An 18471-nucleotide genomic window follows, 5' to 3' on the forward strand; every position below is an offset into this window, starting at 1 on the left:
GTTTTCATCTAAAAAAACTTTTTCAAATCTTCAATACTTTCCAAATCAAAAATGTTTAGCCCAATTTCTTCAACCTTTTCTTCAGATAAATTCATTATCTTTTCTTCATAAATTTTAGGTAGTTCTTTAAATTTTCTATTAAGTTGTTTTAGAAGAAGTTCTGTTTTCCCCTCTTCTATCTTCTCTCTATCTCTTTCTAATAAAGTCATGAACTCCACCTCCATATTTTTATCTTTTTTAACTGCATTTACTCTTTCATGTATATGCTTAACAAGTTCACTTTTCGCATTAGCTGCTACCGCATCAGTTGAATCTTCAACATAGTTTAAAAATTCTAAGATTTCTATATCTAGATCATTAATACATCCTTTTGTATTTAATATTATTTTTTGCGCATCATCTTTAAGTTTTATATTACTATCTTCCAAACATACATTTTCAAAAGTATACTTATGACGCCCTTCATTGAAATAATCAAAAGTACATATAAATATAACATATGACTTTGTGAGTTCTCTATAATCTTGACTTTTTTAGATACAGTCTATATCTATATTTCCTTGATAATATCTCATTCTCTTTCCAAGATTCTTATTATCAGTTCTTTGCATCTCTATGTTATATACTGTATCATTTTCGTCTTTAACATAAACATCAAGTCTTATTCCCTTACATTCTAAAAGAAGATCTATTGTCTTTTGATTTTCCGGCATTTCAATTCTGTCTATCTCAATGTTAAGAAGCTTTTCTAAAAACTCTTTGCATATTTCCTTATCACTCATAACCTTTGCAAAAAGGAAATCATCTTCTAAATTCAGTTCTTGTAAAGTTTTATTCATATTAAGTTTTCCTTTGTCTCTTTTTTATCTTTAGTAAAATTATTGCCATATTACATTAAATTATAATCTTTCGCATTTATAATATATAATCTTTTTCTTATCATTATTATATATTATGACTTATACATTCTTCAATAAGCTAAAATAAATAGCCCTGAAAACTCAAGGCATAATAACTATTTGTATTTTAATCGACATTTTCCGGGAGGTGACTGTCACCATGAATGGTGACAGTCACCTAAAGGCTACCTAAAAGTCTCCTCAAACTTCTCACAGTCCTTCTTCTAAACTCATCCTTAGAAACTTCCACAACCATATTCCCCTTAATGCTTTTTACAGCTGTATCTGTAACAATAACATTAATTCCATCAATATCAAATGCTTCAATATTTCCAGCTTCTTTATTTACCTTCGCCATAACATCATCCTTTGTAAATCTTTTTAGTTCCATCCAAAGTCTAAATTCTTCTTTGTTTTTAATGCAAAGTTCTTCAAGTGTATTTGCATTATTTAAAAGATAGAATGTTGTATAAATAGGTCTTCTTAATGGAAAACCATTTGAAATTATTTTATGTGAAAGTTCTATCCATTCTTCAATTTCAAATCTACAATATAATTCATCTGAAGCTTTAGGTATTTCAGTTATTTCATTTCTTTTAAGTACATTGATTTCTTTTACTTTCCCATAGCATGTAATTCCTGAATCTTCACCAAAGAAATTTTTTGATTTATATAATGCAATATATTTTATATTGTTTTTTACAAGGTTAATATTTTTCTTTGGCATATGATAGAACTTATTTGAAATATTTATATTATACTGCTCTTTATCTTTTAATGTTCCAACAAGGACATTTCGCTCATTAAAGTATTCATCTTTCAAGTATGTGTCTTTTCCTATTTTATCTATTGATCTTTCAAATGTTGAATATGATGATTCATTAATAAGCTCATCTAAGAAATTTTCCATAAGACCTGTAGTTGAAGGCAAAAAAGGAAATGCTCCAACATTAACCTCTTCTATACTTTTATAAAATCTATGATTTTTAAATTCTTCTTCATTATCATATGGAAATAATACAAATGCTCCAAAAATACAGTTATTTATGTTTTTGTGATTACCAAAGAAATCATTGTTATTTAATAAACTTTCGTTTTTTAACAATTCTTCATTCTTTAATGAATCTTCACATTTTAGTAAATCCTCATTTTTCAATAAATATTCATCTTTTAATAAATTTACATTTTCTTTTAAATTTTCATTTTTTAAATATTTTGAAGAATATGTATCCATATTACTAATTTCATCTTTACCTAGATCTTTAGAATTTTCAAGTTTTAATGAGTTTTTATGAAAAAGTTTATCTTTTTTATAATCATAAATTATAGCATCACGATACCTGTGCATTGTATTTATATCTTCTTCTTTTGGACCTGGTGTATTATATTTTTCTTTATATTTAGATGATGTATCAATCTTATACTTTGCATCAAATATAAACTCATATGCCTTTAAAGTTCCATCTTTACAAATAGAAAGTATATTATCTGGCTTTTGTGATACAGTTTTTGAATCTCTTCCAGCATTATAATATACTATAAACTCTTCATTAGTTTTAGGATTTAAATATTTAAAGGAAGCTTCTTTTCCTTTCTTTAAAGTAACATACACCCCATCTTTATTTAGCTTTAAAACATCAGTAGAAATTAGTTTATATTTTTTCTTAAGCAATGAGTTTATCTTAATGAAACACCAATATTCATACAATACTGAAAGTTCCTTCATTGATAATGTAAAAATATTAGAATTTATACTTAATCCTTTTTGCAGCATCAAATAATACTTATACAAATCCTTATATCCACTACCCATGGAAAATACAAGTGATAAATTTGCTTCATTATATTGTGGAGATACTCTGCTTAAAAATGATGTATTAAGTCTTTTATTGATTTCTCTTTTATATTTTTTTAATTTTTCTATAACATCTATATCTTTATTACTTTTATATCTTTTTGTTACATTTTCATCTTTTTTATTTTTATCATATTTTATTATAAAAGCATCAATTTTCTTAATAATCTTAATTAACATAAATTTTGTAAATCTATTTTCTTTTGTATCTTCACTAACTATCTTTTTAACTACTAAAGCTTTTTCTGGAACATATGAATTATTTACCTTTTTCAATAAATAAGGTCTTTTTTCTAAATATTTAATACTTTCATTACTTACATTTCTAACTTTATGATATTTAACTATACTTTCCTCTTTTTGAAGCATATGATTTGGATTGCATAATATAATATCTATTGAGCGTATTAGTTTATCAAAAACATATGCTAATATACTGTAAAACTCACTATCATTATTATTTTTCTTATTAATGATTTGTGTAGACATATATGTTCTAGATAAAAATCCATATGCTAAATTATATATTTCTTCATTTACATCGTTAAGTATAGCTTGATAATCTTCTTTATAGCTTATCTTACTTGGATATACCTCTAGTGTAATTTTAAGTTCTTCCTTATTATTCACCTTTACTATTAAATCAGTATATCCAATATCACCTTTAAAATTAATTATTCCACTTAAATCCTGACTTTTTGAGGTTATTCTAGTAACTTTTTTTCTAATATTTAGATTATCATGATAGAACTCTATATTTTTATTATCTTTATTCTTACTTTGTATTATTATCTCATAATCAGAATATTCCTTAAGATACAGCCCTTTTATATATTGAATATTATCACTTGAAATGTGATCTTCATCATATACAGCCTTAAATTCTCCATTATCATGTCCATAATTTTCACCTTTAAGAACAAAAATAACATTTTGTGTTTCAATACATATAAGTTCATTACTGCCAGAAGGTTGTGAATCCATCACGTATGAACCTCCTAATCATGTAAATTAACTTTAAACTGCTTGACTTATAAATACATTTAAATGTTTTATTATCAATTTGTAACTGTTCTGTATTTTCTGTTTTTGCTGCAATTAGATCTTCTAATTTCTTTAATTCACCGTTCTCTATATAGTCTCTATTATCAAATTTATATCCTGAGTTAAATTCTTCAAAAAGATCAATTAAAACATCTTTAACATCATCACTGCTTCCACTTATTTTAGAAAGAATTTTTTGTACAATACAAATATCAAAAGCTTCATCAGCATCTAATAACTTATATTTATCTGCATAAATCATATAAAATACAATTTCATCTCTTACTCTGTATCCAAAATGGTAGTTGTATTTTTCAAGAATATTGTTTATATTAATAAGCTTGTCTATAATATCTTTTGCAATATCTTTATAATCAATGCAATCCTTAATCTTTAAAAATTCACTTTTAAGAAAATCATTGTGATAAGTCTTTGGTTCAATATTATTTTCTGTAAAAATATGTTTAAATGAATAATTTAAATTTACTTTGTTAAATTCAATTGTATTTGCTCTATCTAAAACTTTTTTACTAAATGGGAATGTAGTTTCATCCATATTTACTGTTCCTATGATATAAACATTTTGAGGAATATATACATCACCATATTTACTTATAGCTTCATTATCATTTCCAATAGCTTCTTCTTTTAAAAGATAATTTGTTATAATTTCTTTATCTTCATTAAGTTTTCTTGTTTCCATAAGTGAAAGAATATCACTAAAATAATATTCAACCCTTGCAAGGTTCATTTCATCTAAGCATATAAAATAAGGAAGTTCAGGATTAAGCATTGCATTATAGCAGATTTCTGTTATTATACCTGGATTAAAATTTCCTTCTATATTTCTAAAACCTAAAAGATCTGTGCTGTCTGACCAATCTGGCTTTACTGGAATTAAATTAAATCTTTTGTTTTCAGCTGTAGCACCAAGAGCTTTTGCAAATAATTCTATAATCTTGCTTTTACCAGTTCCTGATATTCCTGATAAAATTACAAATGGTTTTGTTTTTAATGAAATGTATAAATTTTTAATTAATGTCTTTTCATATGAAAATCCTTCATTTTTAATAAAATCATAAATATGGTCAATTGCTTCATTTGTGTTGAAATCTGAAATAATTTCATTTTCTTCAGTTTCTTTAAAATCTTCAATTTCATCTGGATTTTCAAGATTTTCATTTTTATTTGTTCTATATTCATTTAGATCTGCTTTACCTTCAATTTCCTTTAAATAATATTCATTGTATATTTTAATAATTTCAGATAAATCATTTAATATTATATCTTCTGATGGAAAATCATTAAGTGAATATTCCTTGTAATAAATACACCCTTCTTCATAATCCCTATTACCAACTGTTAAGTCATTATCACTTTTAAAAATTGTACTATTAAATTCATTTCTAAAATGTTCTCTTGCCCTTTGCATCTCATCTCTAGCTTTTTTATTGCCTAATTTATTTTTTAAATTTGTGCAACCTTGATTTAAAGTTAAATACAATCTTTGCATATCTTCACTAAAAAGATATACAATATATATTCCTTCTTGAATTGTAGTTGTGATTTTAGGATTAAAAATAGCTATCCAAGGATATCGCGTCCAACCTCCAGCTCCACAAGATGCTTTAACATCTAAATCTATATTTGATAAATACAATTCATTAATTACATCTCTAATTGCATCTCGTGATGTATAATTTATGAATTGAAACATTGAGCTTTCTTTGTTATATAGTTCTGATTTCTTTTTACTTAAGTAGTTTTCCATTATGTTTTTTAATATTTCATCTATTTTCATAGTGTCACCTTTATGCTTGTATTAATTATTTTTCTCTATTATTAAATTTCAAAATTCAACTTTTGGTTTCAATTATTTTATTAGATAAGCTCAAAAATTCTGATGTCTTATTTATACTAGAACAATGAACAAGTATATTTAATCCTTCTTTAGATTTAAATGAAATAGTTCCATATTTGCATACAGGCAACTGCCTATTATCTTTAAATCTTTTATCTGGAGAGCCATTTTTATTTACATATTTCCATGTATACTCTATAACAGTAGCATCCCTAGATACTGTTTCACTTTCTACAAAGTGTACAGAATCTATAATAATATCCAATGAATTAACATTAATTGCTCCAACCTTGCCTTTACTAATTATTAATATTTTATCTGGTAATATATATAACTCTTCTTTCTTTAATTTAACATAAAAACAATCAACATTAGTTGAAATATAAAATGGTGACTTTTTTAAAATCCTAATTATATTTCTTTGTATTGATTCTGATGCTCCTGCATTTATCTTTAAATTAGAATTTTTATAGACTTCATTAACCTGCCATATGATTGAATTTCCTTGAAGTATAGATATTAACTTTTTTATATTAGAATGTAACTCAGATTCGTATTGATCAAATTCATAACTAAGATTTACTTTTTTAAAATATCTAAAATATATTTTAAAAGGACATAATAAGACAGCTATTATCATAAACATTGGAATAATACATCCCAGTATTATAGAAACTATTAACCCTATATTAAGATATCTATTCATCTGAACTATACTTGTTATTATATTAATAAAATCTGAATATTCTGCTGTTTCAAAATTTTCAATATCTGCACTTTCAATAGAATATCCCTCTCTTTTCTCTTGAACTATTTTATTATTAGGCCTATTTATAGAATTTTTATTCTTATTACTATTCTCTGTAAATGATAAGCCTGTCCCAGGTATTGAATATGTTTTTCGTGTTTGCCCATTTGCAGTACGTGTTACTCTATAGCCTGGAACTCCCCAGCTATAACCCACCCCACTTTTACTAAGATTTATTCTAAATCCTCCGCCAAGATTAATACTCTTTCTATACCTAAATCCCATTATATACATCTCCTTCTAAATCGTATAAATATTAAAGTTAATCAGAGTGCATTTGCTTTAATAACTATATATTTTATGTTTGACCGAATAAATATATAATTACAATCAAATTATACCTTATTTATACATTTTAATAAATATAATAACATTATTATAAGTATAACTCCAAAGTTTACATATTTATTTGAAATTTCTTTACATCTGTTGCTTATGTAATGCATTGGGAATATATGTTCGTTTTTTATTCTAAAGTCTATTTACAATACACTACGTAAGTAATATAATAGAAATAGTATGTTATACGTACGTAGGAGGTACATTATGAAAAATAATTTTTTCTATACTTTTCCTGCAATAAAAGGAAAACAGGCAACTAGGGACTACTTCATAATAATGTGTCCCCTAAAAATATTATCAAAACTTTTCATATTTAATGAAGATGATTTACCACCTGAACATAGAGCTCAAAGAATTTTGAACAAAAGTCGTATTCCAGAAATGGCTTCATATATAGTTAATAATCCCAAAGACTATGTCTTTTCGTCTTTAACTGCCTCAATTGATGGTGAATTTGAATTTGCACCGATTGATAAAGAATTTGATGAAAAGATTGGAACCCTTAAGGTATCTATGGATAGTCGATTACTTATTAACGATGGGCAACATAGAAGAGCTGCTATTGAAGAAGCATTAAAAGCTGATTCTTCACTTGGCGATGAGACAATATCTATAGTTTTATTTATTGATGAAGGTTTAAAACGCAGTCAACAGATTTTTGCTGATTTAAATAAACATGCTGTTAATGTATCTAAGTCAATAGGAATATTATACGATTCTCGCGATCCTATTGCTATGCTTACAAAATCGCTACTTGAAGAAAATAAATTCTTGAAACATTTTACTGATAAAGAAAATCCTTCTTTGTCAAAGTTTTCACCAAAACTATTTACTTTAAGCAGCATTAATCAAACTAACATTAAACTTTTAAATAAATTAAATACTAATGATCCTAAAGTCACCTCTTTCGTATATGAATTTTGGAATGTATTATGCGATAATATGAAAGAATGGCAATTTGTATTTTCTAAAGATATAAGTTCTGCTCATTTTAGAACAGACTATATTAGTTCAAACGGAGTTGTTCTTGAAGCCTTGGGATTAGTAGGAAACTATTTATATAAAAATAATCCTGATAATTGGAAAGAACTATTATCAAATATTAAAGATATTGATTGGCATAGAACAAACCTTGACGATTGGCAAAATAGAGTTATTGGCCCTACTGGACGTATTGTAAAAAGCGCTACTTATGTTCGATTAACTAATAATTTAATAAAAATGAAATTAAATATTCCATTAAGCAAAGAAGAACTTAAGATAGAAAATGAATGTAAAAAGGAAGATAAACAAAATGATTAAAATAGATATAAATACAAAGGTCAATAATATTTTAGATGAAATGAAAATGGTATATAAAAATGATAAAAGACCTTGGGTTATAGGTTATAGTGGAGGTAAGGACAGTACTACAGTTGTACAACTCGTATTTACTATGCTTCAGAGCCTTCCAAAAGAAGAAAGACATAAGGATGTTTACATAGTTTCATCAGATACATTAATTGAAAACCCTATTGTCCTAGGCTTTTTAAAACATAATTCTAAGTTAATAGATGAAGGGGCAAGAAAATCGGATATTCCATTATACACTCATATGGTTCATCCCGATTATGATAATACATATTGGACTAATATTATTGGTAAAGGACTTCCAACTCCTACTTCTATTAGATTTAGATGGTGTACTGAACGTCTTAAAATTAAACCATCTAATAAATTTATTGAAGATAAAGTTAAAGAAAATGGCGAAGTTGTTGTATTACTTGGTGTTAGAAAAGCTGAAAGTATTGCAAGAGGTATAAGAATAAAAAACAGAGAAATTGAAGGCTATCTTCTAACACCTCATGTAACTTTGGCAAATACTTATGTTTATAACCCAATTGTAGAATTAACTACAGATGATGTTTGGGAAATTCTACTTTCTAATAATGGTGTTACTCCATGGGGTAGCAATAATAACGATTTATTTTCATTATATATGGGTGCCGATGGTGGCGAATGTCCATTTACTACAACAAATGATAAAGATACTCCATCTTGTGGGAATTCAAGATTTGGTTGCTGGGTTTGTACTGTTGTTAATAAAGATAAATCACTAACAGGATTTATAGAAAATGGCGAGGAATGGCTTAAACCTTTATTAGAATTTAGAGAGTGGATTGTAACTATTAGAAATAGACATGAATATAGAATGCAATATAGACGTGATGGTAATCACTATTATAAAAAACTGTATTTAAATAAGTTGCCTCTTTTAGAGGATAATATTATAAATCAAGATTATATTTTTTCTAACAGTGAAACTGGTGAAGCTTATATTGATTTAAAAAATTCTCGGAGTGAAAAAGAAAAAGGTAATTATACTGAATCTGATGATAAAGAAAAAATATATTTAGAATTACTTCCTATACTTAATGTTGAAAATTCAGATGATGTTATTCTTGATAAATCAAAGATTCAGAAAGATGAAAATGGAGAATATGTGAATGTTCTTGGATATGGTCCTTTTAATTTTGCAGGTAGACAGCTTATTTTAAGAAGATTATTAGAAGTTCAAAAGCTTATAAATACAGAATTTGAAGATATTGACCTTATTAATACAGAAGAACTTGAAGTTATAGATAAGATTTGGGATGAAGAAGAAGATTTAACTCGTAGAACATTAGTTGATTTATACCATGAAGTAATGGGTAAAAGACTTCCTTGGGATGAATATAAAAAGCCTATGTTTGATGAAGACACAAGAAATGCAATTGAGGTTTTATGTACTACTCATAATATTGATCAAGACTTAATCAATAAACTATTAATTGAAACCAATAAATATAAACATTTCACAAATAAAAGTGTTTTAGATAAATCAATTAATAAAATTCTTAATGCAAGACATTTACACAAAGAGATTGTTGAGGAGATAGAAAATGATAATTAACAGCATAACATTAAAAAACTTTAGATCATATGAAGATGAAACTACTTTCTCCTTTGCTCCTAAAGATGATAAAAATATTGTTTTAGTTGGTGGTGAAAATGGAGCTGGTAAATCTACTTTATTTGAAGCCATTAAATTATGTATTTACGGACCTATTACTTATGGTTACCTTGGAGAAAATCATAATTACTTAACTAAAATTAAAAATAATATAAATAACAATGCTTTTACAAATGAAAATATAGACTGCTATTTAGCTATAAGTATTTCATTTAAAGAAGGTACTGAAATAAAAGATTATTATTTAAAGCGTTCTTGGAGTTATGTAAATCAAAGGATACATGAAGATTTTAAAATTTATTTAAATGATAAAGAATTAAATAATGAAGATAAATTATATTTTGATAAATATTTAAAATCGGTTCTTCCACCATCACTATTTGATTTCTTCTTTTTTGATGGCGAAGAATTAAGTGATTTCTTTACAGGTAAAAGTGCTAGTTCTAATTTAAAAGAATCAATACTTGAGTTGTTTAATTATGATACTTTTGAAGTATTAAAGAAACAACTATTAAGCTATCAAAGATCAAAATCTAAATCAAATATAAAATTAGATGAAGCTCAAAAGAATTTTGATGACTTATCTTCTACTGTTAAAGAAATAAAAATGCATATTGAAGATTTACAAAATACTCTCGTTTTAGATGAAGAACAACTTGATAATCTACTTATTAAGAGAGAAGAATCTGAAGAAGATTTTAAAAATAGCGGTGGTCTTTTAGAAGGTGAAAAAGCTGCGTTGAATTCTGAAATCTCAAAACTTGAAAATGATCGTATTAATATAAATACAGAAATAAAGGATTTCTGCAACGACACTCTCCCCTTCTTATTAGTTATAGATCTTTTAAAAGATACTAAAGAACAAACAGAAAAAGAAGAAGCATTAAATTCATATAATGCTATAAGTAAAAAGTTATCTGGAGATGTAGTTAAAAATGCACTAAATACTCATCTTCCACAAAATATAAATAAAATTGATTATGATGGAATTGCAGTAGATCTTTTAAATGCCATGTTTAACAAAAATGAATTAGAGGAAATAGACAATATTTTAGAATTATCTACTGAACAAAAAAATACTGTAAATCATACAATTGATAATATTTTAGGAAATCAAGAAAAATTAAAAAAATTAATTTTTAATAGATTTAATAAGATTTCTGAAATTACTATAAAAATAAAAAATTTAAGAGAAAAGCTAAATTCATCAATTTCAGATGATATTTTAAACAATTATTTAGAAACACTACATTCAATAAATACTGAAATTAATACAGTTGAAAAAAATATAGCATTAAAAAAAGCTTCTATTGAACATAAACAAAATGAACTTAAAAATAAAGAATATCATCTTACAAGAGCGAGAAACGAGTACACTACTCTACTACAAAATATAAATGTTTTAGATATGTCTAATCAACTTATTGAGTATTTAGAAGAACTTCTTTCTAATTTAACTAAAGACAAAATTAAGTTAATAGAAGATGAATTTATAAAAATTTTCAGCATGATTATTAGAAAAGATAATTATGTAAATAGTATTGTTATTGATGATAATTTTAATACTACCCTTTATATAAATAAAGATTATACAAGTAATGAACTATTAAATGTAATAAAAAATCTTGGATTTGATGAACTTGTAAAAAAATATGGTGCTAAGTTCTTAGAAGACTTATTAAATCATTATGAAGTTATGACAATAGATCAATTAAAAGATAAAGTATTTAACGATGTTTGGAGTAAAAATATTACTTTAAGTACAAAGATTAATATAAATGACTTTTCTAATGGAGAAAAACAAATTTATATTTTATGTTTAATATGGGCAATAATTAAAAGCTCAGGTGTTGAAATACCATTTATTATTGATACGCCTTATGCACGTATAGATGAAACACATAGAAATTCATTAACTACTACTTACCTTCCAAACATAAGTAAGCAAGTAATAATTCTTTCTACAAATAAAGAAATCGATCATGAATTATATAAAGTTGTAAAACCTTATGTTTGTGATGAATACTTACTTCTATACAACACTGAATTACGTAAAACAGAAGTTAAAAATGGATATTTTGAGGTGTAATTATGGGATTTAGATTAAAAACAAGCAAAAAGACAAAAGAAATATTTGAAGAAGTAGGTAAAAGTACAAATCTTAAACCATTTGCTTTAAGTAAGATTGCAGTTGCACTTTCATTAAAAGATGAAACTTCTATTGATGAATATAAAAATGATGATACAAATGGACTTGAACTTCAAAGAGCTACAGTTACTGGTGAATTTGATTCCATATTTAAATCTCTTATAGAAGTTAATTTAAATCGTAACATAACTGATGATGAATATTATCCATACTATATGAAACTTCATATGGACAGAGGCGCTGAACTTCTTCAAAATCAATACAAATATAGTGGTGGTAATTTAGAAAAATTCTTAAAAAATGCATTAGAAAAAGGAGATTCAAATTTATGATTTATTTAGATAATAGTGCTACTACTCCTGTTGATCCTGAAGTTTTAGATGCAATGTTGCCATATTTAAAAGAGGAATATGGCAACCCCTCTAGCAGATATTATTCTTTAGCGGTTAATGCTCACAATGCTGTAGAAAAAGCAAGAGAACAAGTTGCTTCATTAATAAATGCAGATCCTAAAGAAATAATATTTACTGGTGGTGCATCTGAAAGTAATAACTTCATTATTAAAGGTGTAGCTGATTATAAAAAATATTATGAAGAAAGCGGAAATCATATTATAACTTCTACTGTTGAACATAAATCTGTACTTCAAACATGCAAATTCTTAAATGGAGACGTATTTTGGAATAAGTCAGAAAAATCAGTAGCAAGTAAATTCTTAAAGAAAAAAAGTGAAACAAAAAAAATTGACCGTGGATATGAGGTTTCTTTTCTTCCAGTAAATAAGTATGCTCAAGTTGAAGAAGATACTTTTAAAAATGCTATTAAAGATAATACAATTCTAGCTTCATTTATGATGGGCAATAATGAAATTGGTTCATTAAATGATATTGAAGGTTTATGTAAAATAGCTAAAGATAATAATATACTCTTCCACTCTGATGCTACACAAGCTTTAGGTAAAATAAATATTGATGTTAAAAAGCTTCCTGTTGATTTTCTTTCAATGTCAGCTCATAAAATTTATGGTCCTAAAGGTGTTGGTGCTGCTTTTGTAAGACAAAGTGGATTAAGTAACTTTAAAATGACTTCATTAATTCATGGAGGCTTACAAGAAGATGGATATAGAGCTGGAACTTCTGCTGTTCATAATATTGTAGGCTTTGGTAAAGCTTGCGAAATTGCTAAAAGAGATATGAATGAATATATTAAGAAGATATTTGAAATGGAAATTGAAGCTAAGAAAATGCTTAAAGAAAAATATCCTGAAGTTGAATTCTTGGGCGATCCAGATAATCATATTCCTGGAGTTATTGGAATGCTTATCCCTGGAATAGTTAATGATATGTTTATTAAAGATATGGCTGATAGAGGTATTTGTGCTATTTCTTCTGGGTCTGCTTGTGGGATTGGGGAGCCTTCTTATGTTATTAAGGAAATTGGTTTATATAACAAAAGTTCAAATTTTATTCGTTTAACCTTAAGTAAAAATAGTTAGAGATATTAACCTCTAACTATTTTCTTATATTAATAAAATAACTTAGATTAACATAAATGAAAAATATTTCTTAGTATAACAATATCACATTTCTTTTTTTATAATATCTATAATATTAACTATATCTTGTTTAATTATCTCCAAATCATCATAAGATAATTTTTCACTAATACTAATCCTTTTATTCTTAGGTTCAAACCTTTGTGTTGTTACACAATCTTCTAATTTTTCAATTGGACAATTATATTCATTTCTCCATTTAAACAAAATATTTAATATATTTTGTTTTGAATCAAAATCAAATCTAAAAATCCATACTCTTTTCTCATTAATAGACAAATATATGTTTACATTCTTTACAATTCCTAAAATATAATCTTCTCTATTATTTACATATAGCTCTCCAAAAAACCAATAAACAAAATTTTTTGCTGCTGTATTACCAATTAAATTATTTAAAAATAAGCTTAATCTTTTTCCTGTTATATCTGATTTAATATTTGCTAATTCTCCCCATTGTTCAGTATCATCATCAATATCATTACGCACATTTAAGTTACTTACACTTATATATAATGAAATATAATAAAGATCATTACTTAATTCTTCAACAGTATTAATATTTCTATCTTTAAAATATAATTCAAATAAATCATATATTTTTTCATCTATCGTTTTAATATTTTTCTTTTCTAATTCTTCATTTACATCTTTAATTGTTTTTTCTTTTTGAGCATTTATTACATCTTCTACAGGAGTAAATTTCCAATCCAAAGGTATCAATTTATTATCTTCATTTTTATCTTTTATAAATGATACAAAAAATTTTTCAATTACATTCCTGCATAAAAGCTCATTAGAAATTTTTTCTTTATAATAATTGGGATATACCTCACGTATAATACAAAATAATGCTAATAATTTTGTGTTAATAGTAAGATTATTATTTTCTACATTTTTAAATTTCATAAATATATAATTTAAGAAAGTTAAATTAATTATTCTCTTTATTCTTCGTGGATTTATATCTGCTGCTATTATTATATCAGATAAAAAATCATCTTTTAAATCATTCTTAAAATTCAAAAATGCATTTTTTTCAATTGATATTTGTTTATTATTAACTCTTTTATTCCATAAAATTGATTGTATATATTTTTTTATTGATTTTGCATCTATAGCTGGAATATAAAATGGTATTTGAATTATTTTCTCTAGATATTCCCTGGAAAAATTATCAATATCAGAAATTGACTTATCCTGAGAGTTTTCTTTACTAAAATTAATAAATTTCTCATATTTGTTTGAAAGTGCACTTTGTAAATAATTAATATCACACCCCAAAAAAAATATGCAATTTTTTGAATTAAATATTAACTTGATTGATTCAATAACTTCCATTACTTTGTAAACATCACATCTGTCTAAATCATCAACAAAAACTACGATCTTTTTCCTTGAAATAAACTCATGATTTAATATGTAATTAATGGATTGTTTTAATGCAAAATTGTCTGAAATGAACTTATTAATAACAGCTTTTTGTTGATCAAAACTGAATTTATCAAAATCATATTCCATTTTTATTGCTTTTAAATCTAACGATAATTTTAATGGTTTAAAAATTGATTTAATAAAATCTTCTCCAGACTTTTTTCCTTGAATATTGATTTTTAACTGCACTTCTTGGTAAAGCTTAGCTAAAAATATTGTAATAAAATTTTGATTCTTTCCATATTCCCATGGATTAATATTAATTGTATAAAAACTCTTTTCTTTATCAATTCTTGATTTTATTAAATTCATAAATGTAGTTTTACCCATACCCCACTTTCCATGTATTCCAAAAACAAATGGAGGTGTAATTAATTCATTACAATTTTCTAGAATGTAATTAAATGCTTCAATATAAGGATGATATCCCAAATAATCTTCATCACTTGCTATATCATTGAAAAAGTTAACCATATTTTGCTCCTTACTCATAATGTTTATAATATAATTACATTAATTTTGCATTACTATGTATACTCTATTTAAAATATATTTCTAATTTTTTATTATAATCATCTATTTTATTAATTAAGTCCTGATTACCACAATTTTTGTAATCAATTAATTCTTTATATAAATCTTCATTTTTAAAATTACTCAATGTCAATGTTTTATCTCCTAAATCACTAATTAACTCATTAAACAAAACAGCAAATAAATCGACTATTTCATATAATTCACTATCTTTAGCTGTAACTGAAGCATTAAAATTAGTAAAATCTTTTGTATTTTTTTCATTTAATATATAAATAACATATGATATAAAATACCATTTTCCATAATTCACAATAGCTTTCTTTCTTTCTAATTTTAAAGTTTCTTCTGTTGTTAATTCATTTTGCTTAGTTTCATCATCAATTTTTTTTATCAAAATTTTTCTAGCATCTAAAAATTTATTCGCCAGTTGATTTGCAAAATTTACCGGTGTAAAGTATTTTTTGAACTCATCTTCAGAAACTTCTTGGTTATTCAATTTCACAGTATTTGTGAATATCCCATTTGAGAAAAAAGGTTCACCATCTTCATCTTTTTTTACTTGTAATAATTTTTTAGCTGCATCATTTAGTGCTTGTCCAGGTTGCTGCTGTAAGTAAGCTTTTATTGTTCTAAAAAATGTTGCCAAATCATAACCATGTCCTTCTCCTCTTCTAACTAAAGAGAAAAATATTTTATTCGTAAAATTATTATTTTTTAATTTATTAATATTGTAAATAAATGGAACTGTATATGCTACATCTTCAGGTTTAATTGGCTTTTGCCTATTTAATGCTATACTTATTTTATTTATTTCTTGAATAGCTATATTAGTATATTGTTTTTTTTCTATACTTTTTTCCATTTGCTTTTCTGCACTTACTTGAATAATTCTAAACATAACTTTTGCATCATCTTTGGCCTTATCGATATTTTCAGATAAAGAATTATAAAAATACTCAGCAGAAGTTGAAACTGTTTGCGCCCCATTAATAATTGACATAATATCGTCATTGCAATAATGTAACTCTATAAACCTACTATTTTTCAAATTTAAATTACTATGATCAATAACCATTGTTATTCCGTTATTTAAATACCAAAAACTTTTTGGGTCATCTTTTAACGTTTCTTTAATTTTTTTATCTACCTCTAACTCATCTTTAATGCTACACCTAACATTAAAATTAAATAGATCACTTCCCAACTGATTATATAGTTCAACAATATTATATAAACTTGCTGTAAAAACATATCCTCTTATCTTTAATTTATTATTATCAATATCAATTTCTCTTTCTATATCTAAAGATTTAATTCTGCTTTCTATATTAATTTTAAAATCTTGCTCTGAAGGATTTCCACATATTAAAGAATTATAATATATGTTTTGAGCTGATATAACATTTTTTTTAATTTTATATATTTTCTTAATTGAATCTTTTAGTTTTTTCTTATCCATACTTTCACAAAAATGTATTTGTTCTTCTAATGCATTAAATATATAGAACACATTTACAGTTTCAGGTAAACAACTTTCTTTCTCAAAATTATTTTCAAATTGTGAAGTAATTAAATTAATAGTATTTTCAAAAGATTCCTCACTAACAAATATAAATATACAAAAATCTTCGACATTTAAATCTAAATCTATCGAATCAATCATTTTTTTATTACCATTTAAAACATAATCAACATTATCATCTAATGAATTATTTTTTAATATTTGTATATCAATACCTAAATTAATTAATTCTTCTTTAATCATCCTTACCATTTTTTCTTTTCTATTTTCACCAAACATTATTATTTCTCCTCAAATTTTATTTCTTCTGATACTTCTATTTTGAACTTTTGTAAATAACTACTTATGCTATCAAAAAAAAGTACTAATAAATTATTATATTTTACTTTCATTTCGGATAGTATTTTTTCTTTTTCTTTATCATTATTATTAATAATCAAATTTTCTTCATCTTCAATAGCTATTTTATAACTGTATATTTCCGTTTCTAATTTGTAGATTAATTTAAAAATCGCTTCTTCATTTTTTTCAAAAGCATATGCAATTATTTTCTTTCTATAATACTCTAGCTGATTTTCTAAGTTGTGTATGACTAAATTCATCTCATTATCATAAGTAAACTTGTTATTATTTATTTGGCAACTTTTTCTTGAAATTTCATTAACTAAATTAGTTGGTTCAGGATATATAGATCCTGTATAAATTCCGAATAAGTTTTTTAGTTGTTTTCTAATCTTAGATTTACACTCAGCAGGAATCTCAATTTTTTCATAATAACACTCCGGTATAGGTGAAACTTCATCACCTTGAAATAATATAAATGCACCTTGTTGAGCAATTATTCTTTTATTTATTTTTATATGATCTATTAATTTGTGATTTTTTTGAAATATAGGATGGGTCAAAAACGATTTTTCATTTCTATTAATTAACTCATCGTATACTTTATTTATAATATCTCCTGAAGGGCAAAAAAATTTTTCTATAAAAAATACATATACACACCCATTATTTTCATTACTATTTTTTTCATTTTTATCATAAATATCTTCTTTTTCATGATAATATGGAGTAACCGCAAAATATAATGCTATCAAACTATTATAACTTACATCTAATAATCTACTTGGAAATTCATCATGTTGTGCATCTATAGCTCTTTCTAAATATGTTTTCCCTTCTGTTATTCTATTAGCCCTCATCTCTTCAAATAAGTTCTTTTCAAAAAATTTATTTCTAAATAAATAATCTTTCCTAAAGATATTAGGTTCACATGGTTTTGCGTGTACTTTATCTTCACCACGATACACCAGTGTAAACTTATCTTCTTTATTACTAATTAATTTCAATATTTTTTCTATATAATCTGAAACATTTTTTGCTTCATACATTTAACCATACTCCTTTAATAATTTTTTATAATGCATGGTTAACAGTCATTATTAACCATATATTAAAAATTCACAATAAACA

The 18471-nt window shown here is 25.0% G+C and carries 11 protein-coding genes and 1 pseudogene; 5 read left to right on the forward strand and 7 right to left on the reverse strand.

All coding sequences use genetic code 11. From position 1 onward, the window contains the following. Positions 1-8 precede the first annotated feature (8 nt). The 4 genes and pseudogenes from BN2920_RS12955 to BN2920_RS12970 form a co-directional block, all read right to left on the reverse strand. Positions 9-839, reverse strand: a pseudogene (locus BN2920_RS12955) (Rpn family recombination-promoting nuclease/putative transposase). A 238-nt stretch (positions 840-1077) separates the two neighbouring features. Further along, entirely contained in the window at positions 1078-3738 is a 2661-nt protein-coding gene (locus BN2920_RS12960; protein WP_058295421.1) for a DUF2357 domain-containing protein, read from the reverse strand. Then, positions 3713-5599: an McrB family protein gene (locus BN2920_RS12965; protein WP_058295422.1), complete on the reverse strand. Its 1887-nt coding sequence runs from the start codon at positions 5597-5599 to the stop codon at positions 3713-3715. Before BN2920_RS12965 ends, BN2920_RS12960 begins: the two co-directional genes overlap by 26 nt. 55 nt (positions 5600-5654) lie before the next feature. Next, complete coding sequence (locus tag BN2920_RS12970) at positions 5655-6692, reverse strand: DUF4236 domain-containing protein (protein ID WP_058295423.1); 1038 nt, start codon at positions 6690-6692, stop codon at positions 5655-5657. 321 nt (positions 6693-7013) lie between these two features. Here BN2920_RS12970 and dndB point away from each other — a divergent pair, with 321 nt between their 5' ends. From dndB to BN2920_RS12995, 5 genes are read left to right on the forward strand one after another with little or no spacing between them, the layout of a single operon-like run. Further along, entirely contained in the window at positions 7014-8111 is a 1098-nt protein-coding gene (dndB, locus tag BN2920_RS12975) for a DNA sulfur modification protein DndB (RefSeq protein ID WP_058295424.1), read from the forward strand. After that, positions 8104-9741, forward strand: coding sequence for a DNA phosphorothioation system sulfurtransferase DndC (gene dndC / locus BN2920_RS12980; RefSeq protein ID WP_172437807.1), 1638 nt, complete (start codon positions 8104-8106; stop codon positions 9739-9741). The genes dndB and dndC overlap by 8 nt, the downstream gene beginning before the upstream one ends. Continuing rightward, a complete protein-coding gene (gene dndD, locus BN2920_RS12985; RefSeq protein WP_058295425.1) occupies positions 9731-11890 on the forward strand; it encodes a DNA sulfur modification protein DndD in 2160 nt (719 codons plus the stop codon). The genes dndC and dndD overlap by 11 nt, the downstream gene beginning before the upstream one ends. Before the next feature lie 2 nt (positions 11891-11892). Continuing rightward, positions 11893-12282 (forward strand): DndE family protein, encoded by a 390-nt coding sequence (locus BN2920_RS12990; protein WP_058295426.1) that lies wholly within the window; start codon positions 11893-11895, stop codon positions 12280-12282. Continuing rightward, the gene (locus tag BN2920_RS12995; RefSeq protein WP_058295427.1) at positions 12279-13445 is read left to right on the forward strand and encodes a cysteine desulfurase family protein; all 1167 of its coding nucleotides are present in this window, start codon (positions 12279-12281) and stop codon (positions 13443-13445) included. Before BN2920_RS12990 ends, BN2920_RS12995 begins: the two co-directional genes overlap by 4 nt. Positions 13446-13529: 84 nt before the next feature. Here the strand turns inward: BN2920_RS12995 and BN2920_RS13000 are convergent, their stop codons facing one another. From BN2920_RS13000 to BN2920_RS13010, 3 genes are all read right to left on the reverse strand, one after another. Beyond that, the gene (locus BN2920_RS13000) at positions 13530-15413 is read right to left on the reverse strand and encodes a KAP family P-loop NTPase fold protein (RefSeq protein WP_058295428.1); all 1884 of its coding nucleotides are present in this window, start codon (positions 15411-15413) and stop codon (positions 13530-13532) included. A 64-nt stretch (positions 15414-15477) separates the two neighbouring features. Beyond that, on the reverse strand, positions 15478-17277 hold the full coding sequence (locus tag BN2920_RS13005; protein WP_058295429.1) for an AIPR family protein: 1800 nt from the start codon (positions 17275-17277) through the stop codon (positions 15478-15480). Positions 17278-17279: 2 nt separating this feature from the next. Continuing rightward, positions 17280-18389 (reverse strand): FRG domain-containing protein, encoded by a 1110-nt coding sequence (locus tag BN2920_RS13010; protein WP_058295430.1) that lies wholly within the window; start codon positions 18387-18389, stop codon positions 17280-17282. Positions 18390-18471 lie beyond the last annotated feature (82 nt).

Origin of the sequence: Clostridium neonatale (genome assembly GCF_001458595.1) — a bacterium.
Taxonomy (GTDB): Bacteria; Bacillota; Clostridia; order Clostridiales; family Clostridiaceae; genus Clostridium; species Clostridium neonatale.

What these genes read in the sequence shown, in the direction of transcription:
- BN2920_RS12965 (WP_058295422.1), bottom strand. Translation starts at nt 5,599, where the DNA reads ATGAAAATAGATGAAATATTAAAAAACATAATGGAAAACTACTTAAGT.
- dndC (WP_172437807.1), top strand. Translation starts at nt 8,104, where the DNA reads ATGATTAAAATAGATATAAATACAAAGGTCAATAATATTTTAGATGAA.
- BN2920_RS13010 (WP_058295430.1), bottom strand. Translation starts at nt 18,389, where the DNA reads ATGTATGAAGCAAAAAATGTTTCAGATTATATAGAAAAAATATTGAAA.
- dndD (WP_058295425.1), top strand. Translation starts at nt 9,731, where the DNA reads ATGATAATTAACAGCATAACATTAAAAAACTTTAGATCATATGAAGAT.
- BN2920_RS13000 (WP_058295428.1), bottom strand. Translation starts at nt 15,413, where the DNA reads ATGGTTAACTTTTTCAATGATATAGCAAGTGATGAAGATTATTTGGGA.
- BN2920_RS12990 (WP_058295426.1), top strand. Translation starts at nt 11,893, where the DNA reads ATGGGATTTAGATTAAAAACAAGCAAAAAGACAAAAGAAATATTTGAA.
- dndB (WP_058295424.1), top strand. Translation starts at nt 7,014, where the DNA reads ATGAAAAATAATTTTTTCTATACTTTTCCTGCAATAAAAGGAAAACAG.
- BN2920_RS12960 (WP_058295421.1), bottom strand. Translation starts at nt 3,738, where the DNA reads ATGGATTCACAACCTTCTGGCAGTAATGAACTTATATGTATTGAAACA.
- BN2920_RS12995 (WP_058295427.1), top strand. Translation starts at nt 12,279, where the DNA reads ATGATTTATTTAGATAATAGTGCTACTACTCCTGTTGATCCTGAAGTT.
- BN2920_RS12970 (WP_058295423.1), bottom strand. Translation starts at nt 6,692, where the DNA reads ATGGGATTTAGGTATAGAAAGAGTATTAATCTTGGCGGAGGATTTAGA.
- BN2920_RS13005 (WP_058295429.1), bottom strand. Translation starts at nt 17,277, where the DNA reads ATGTTTGGTGAAAATAGAAAAGAAAAAATGGTAAGGATGATTAAAGAA.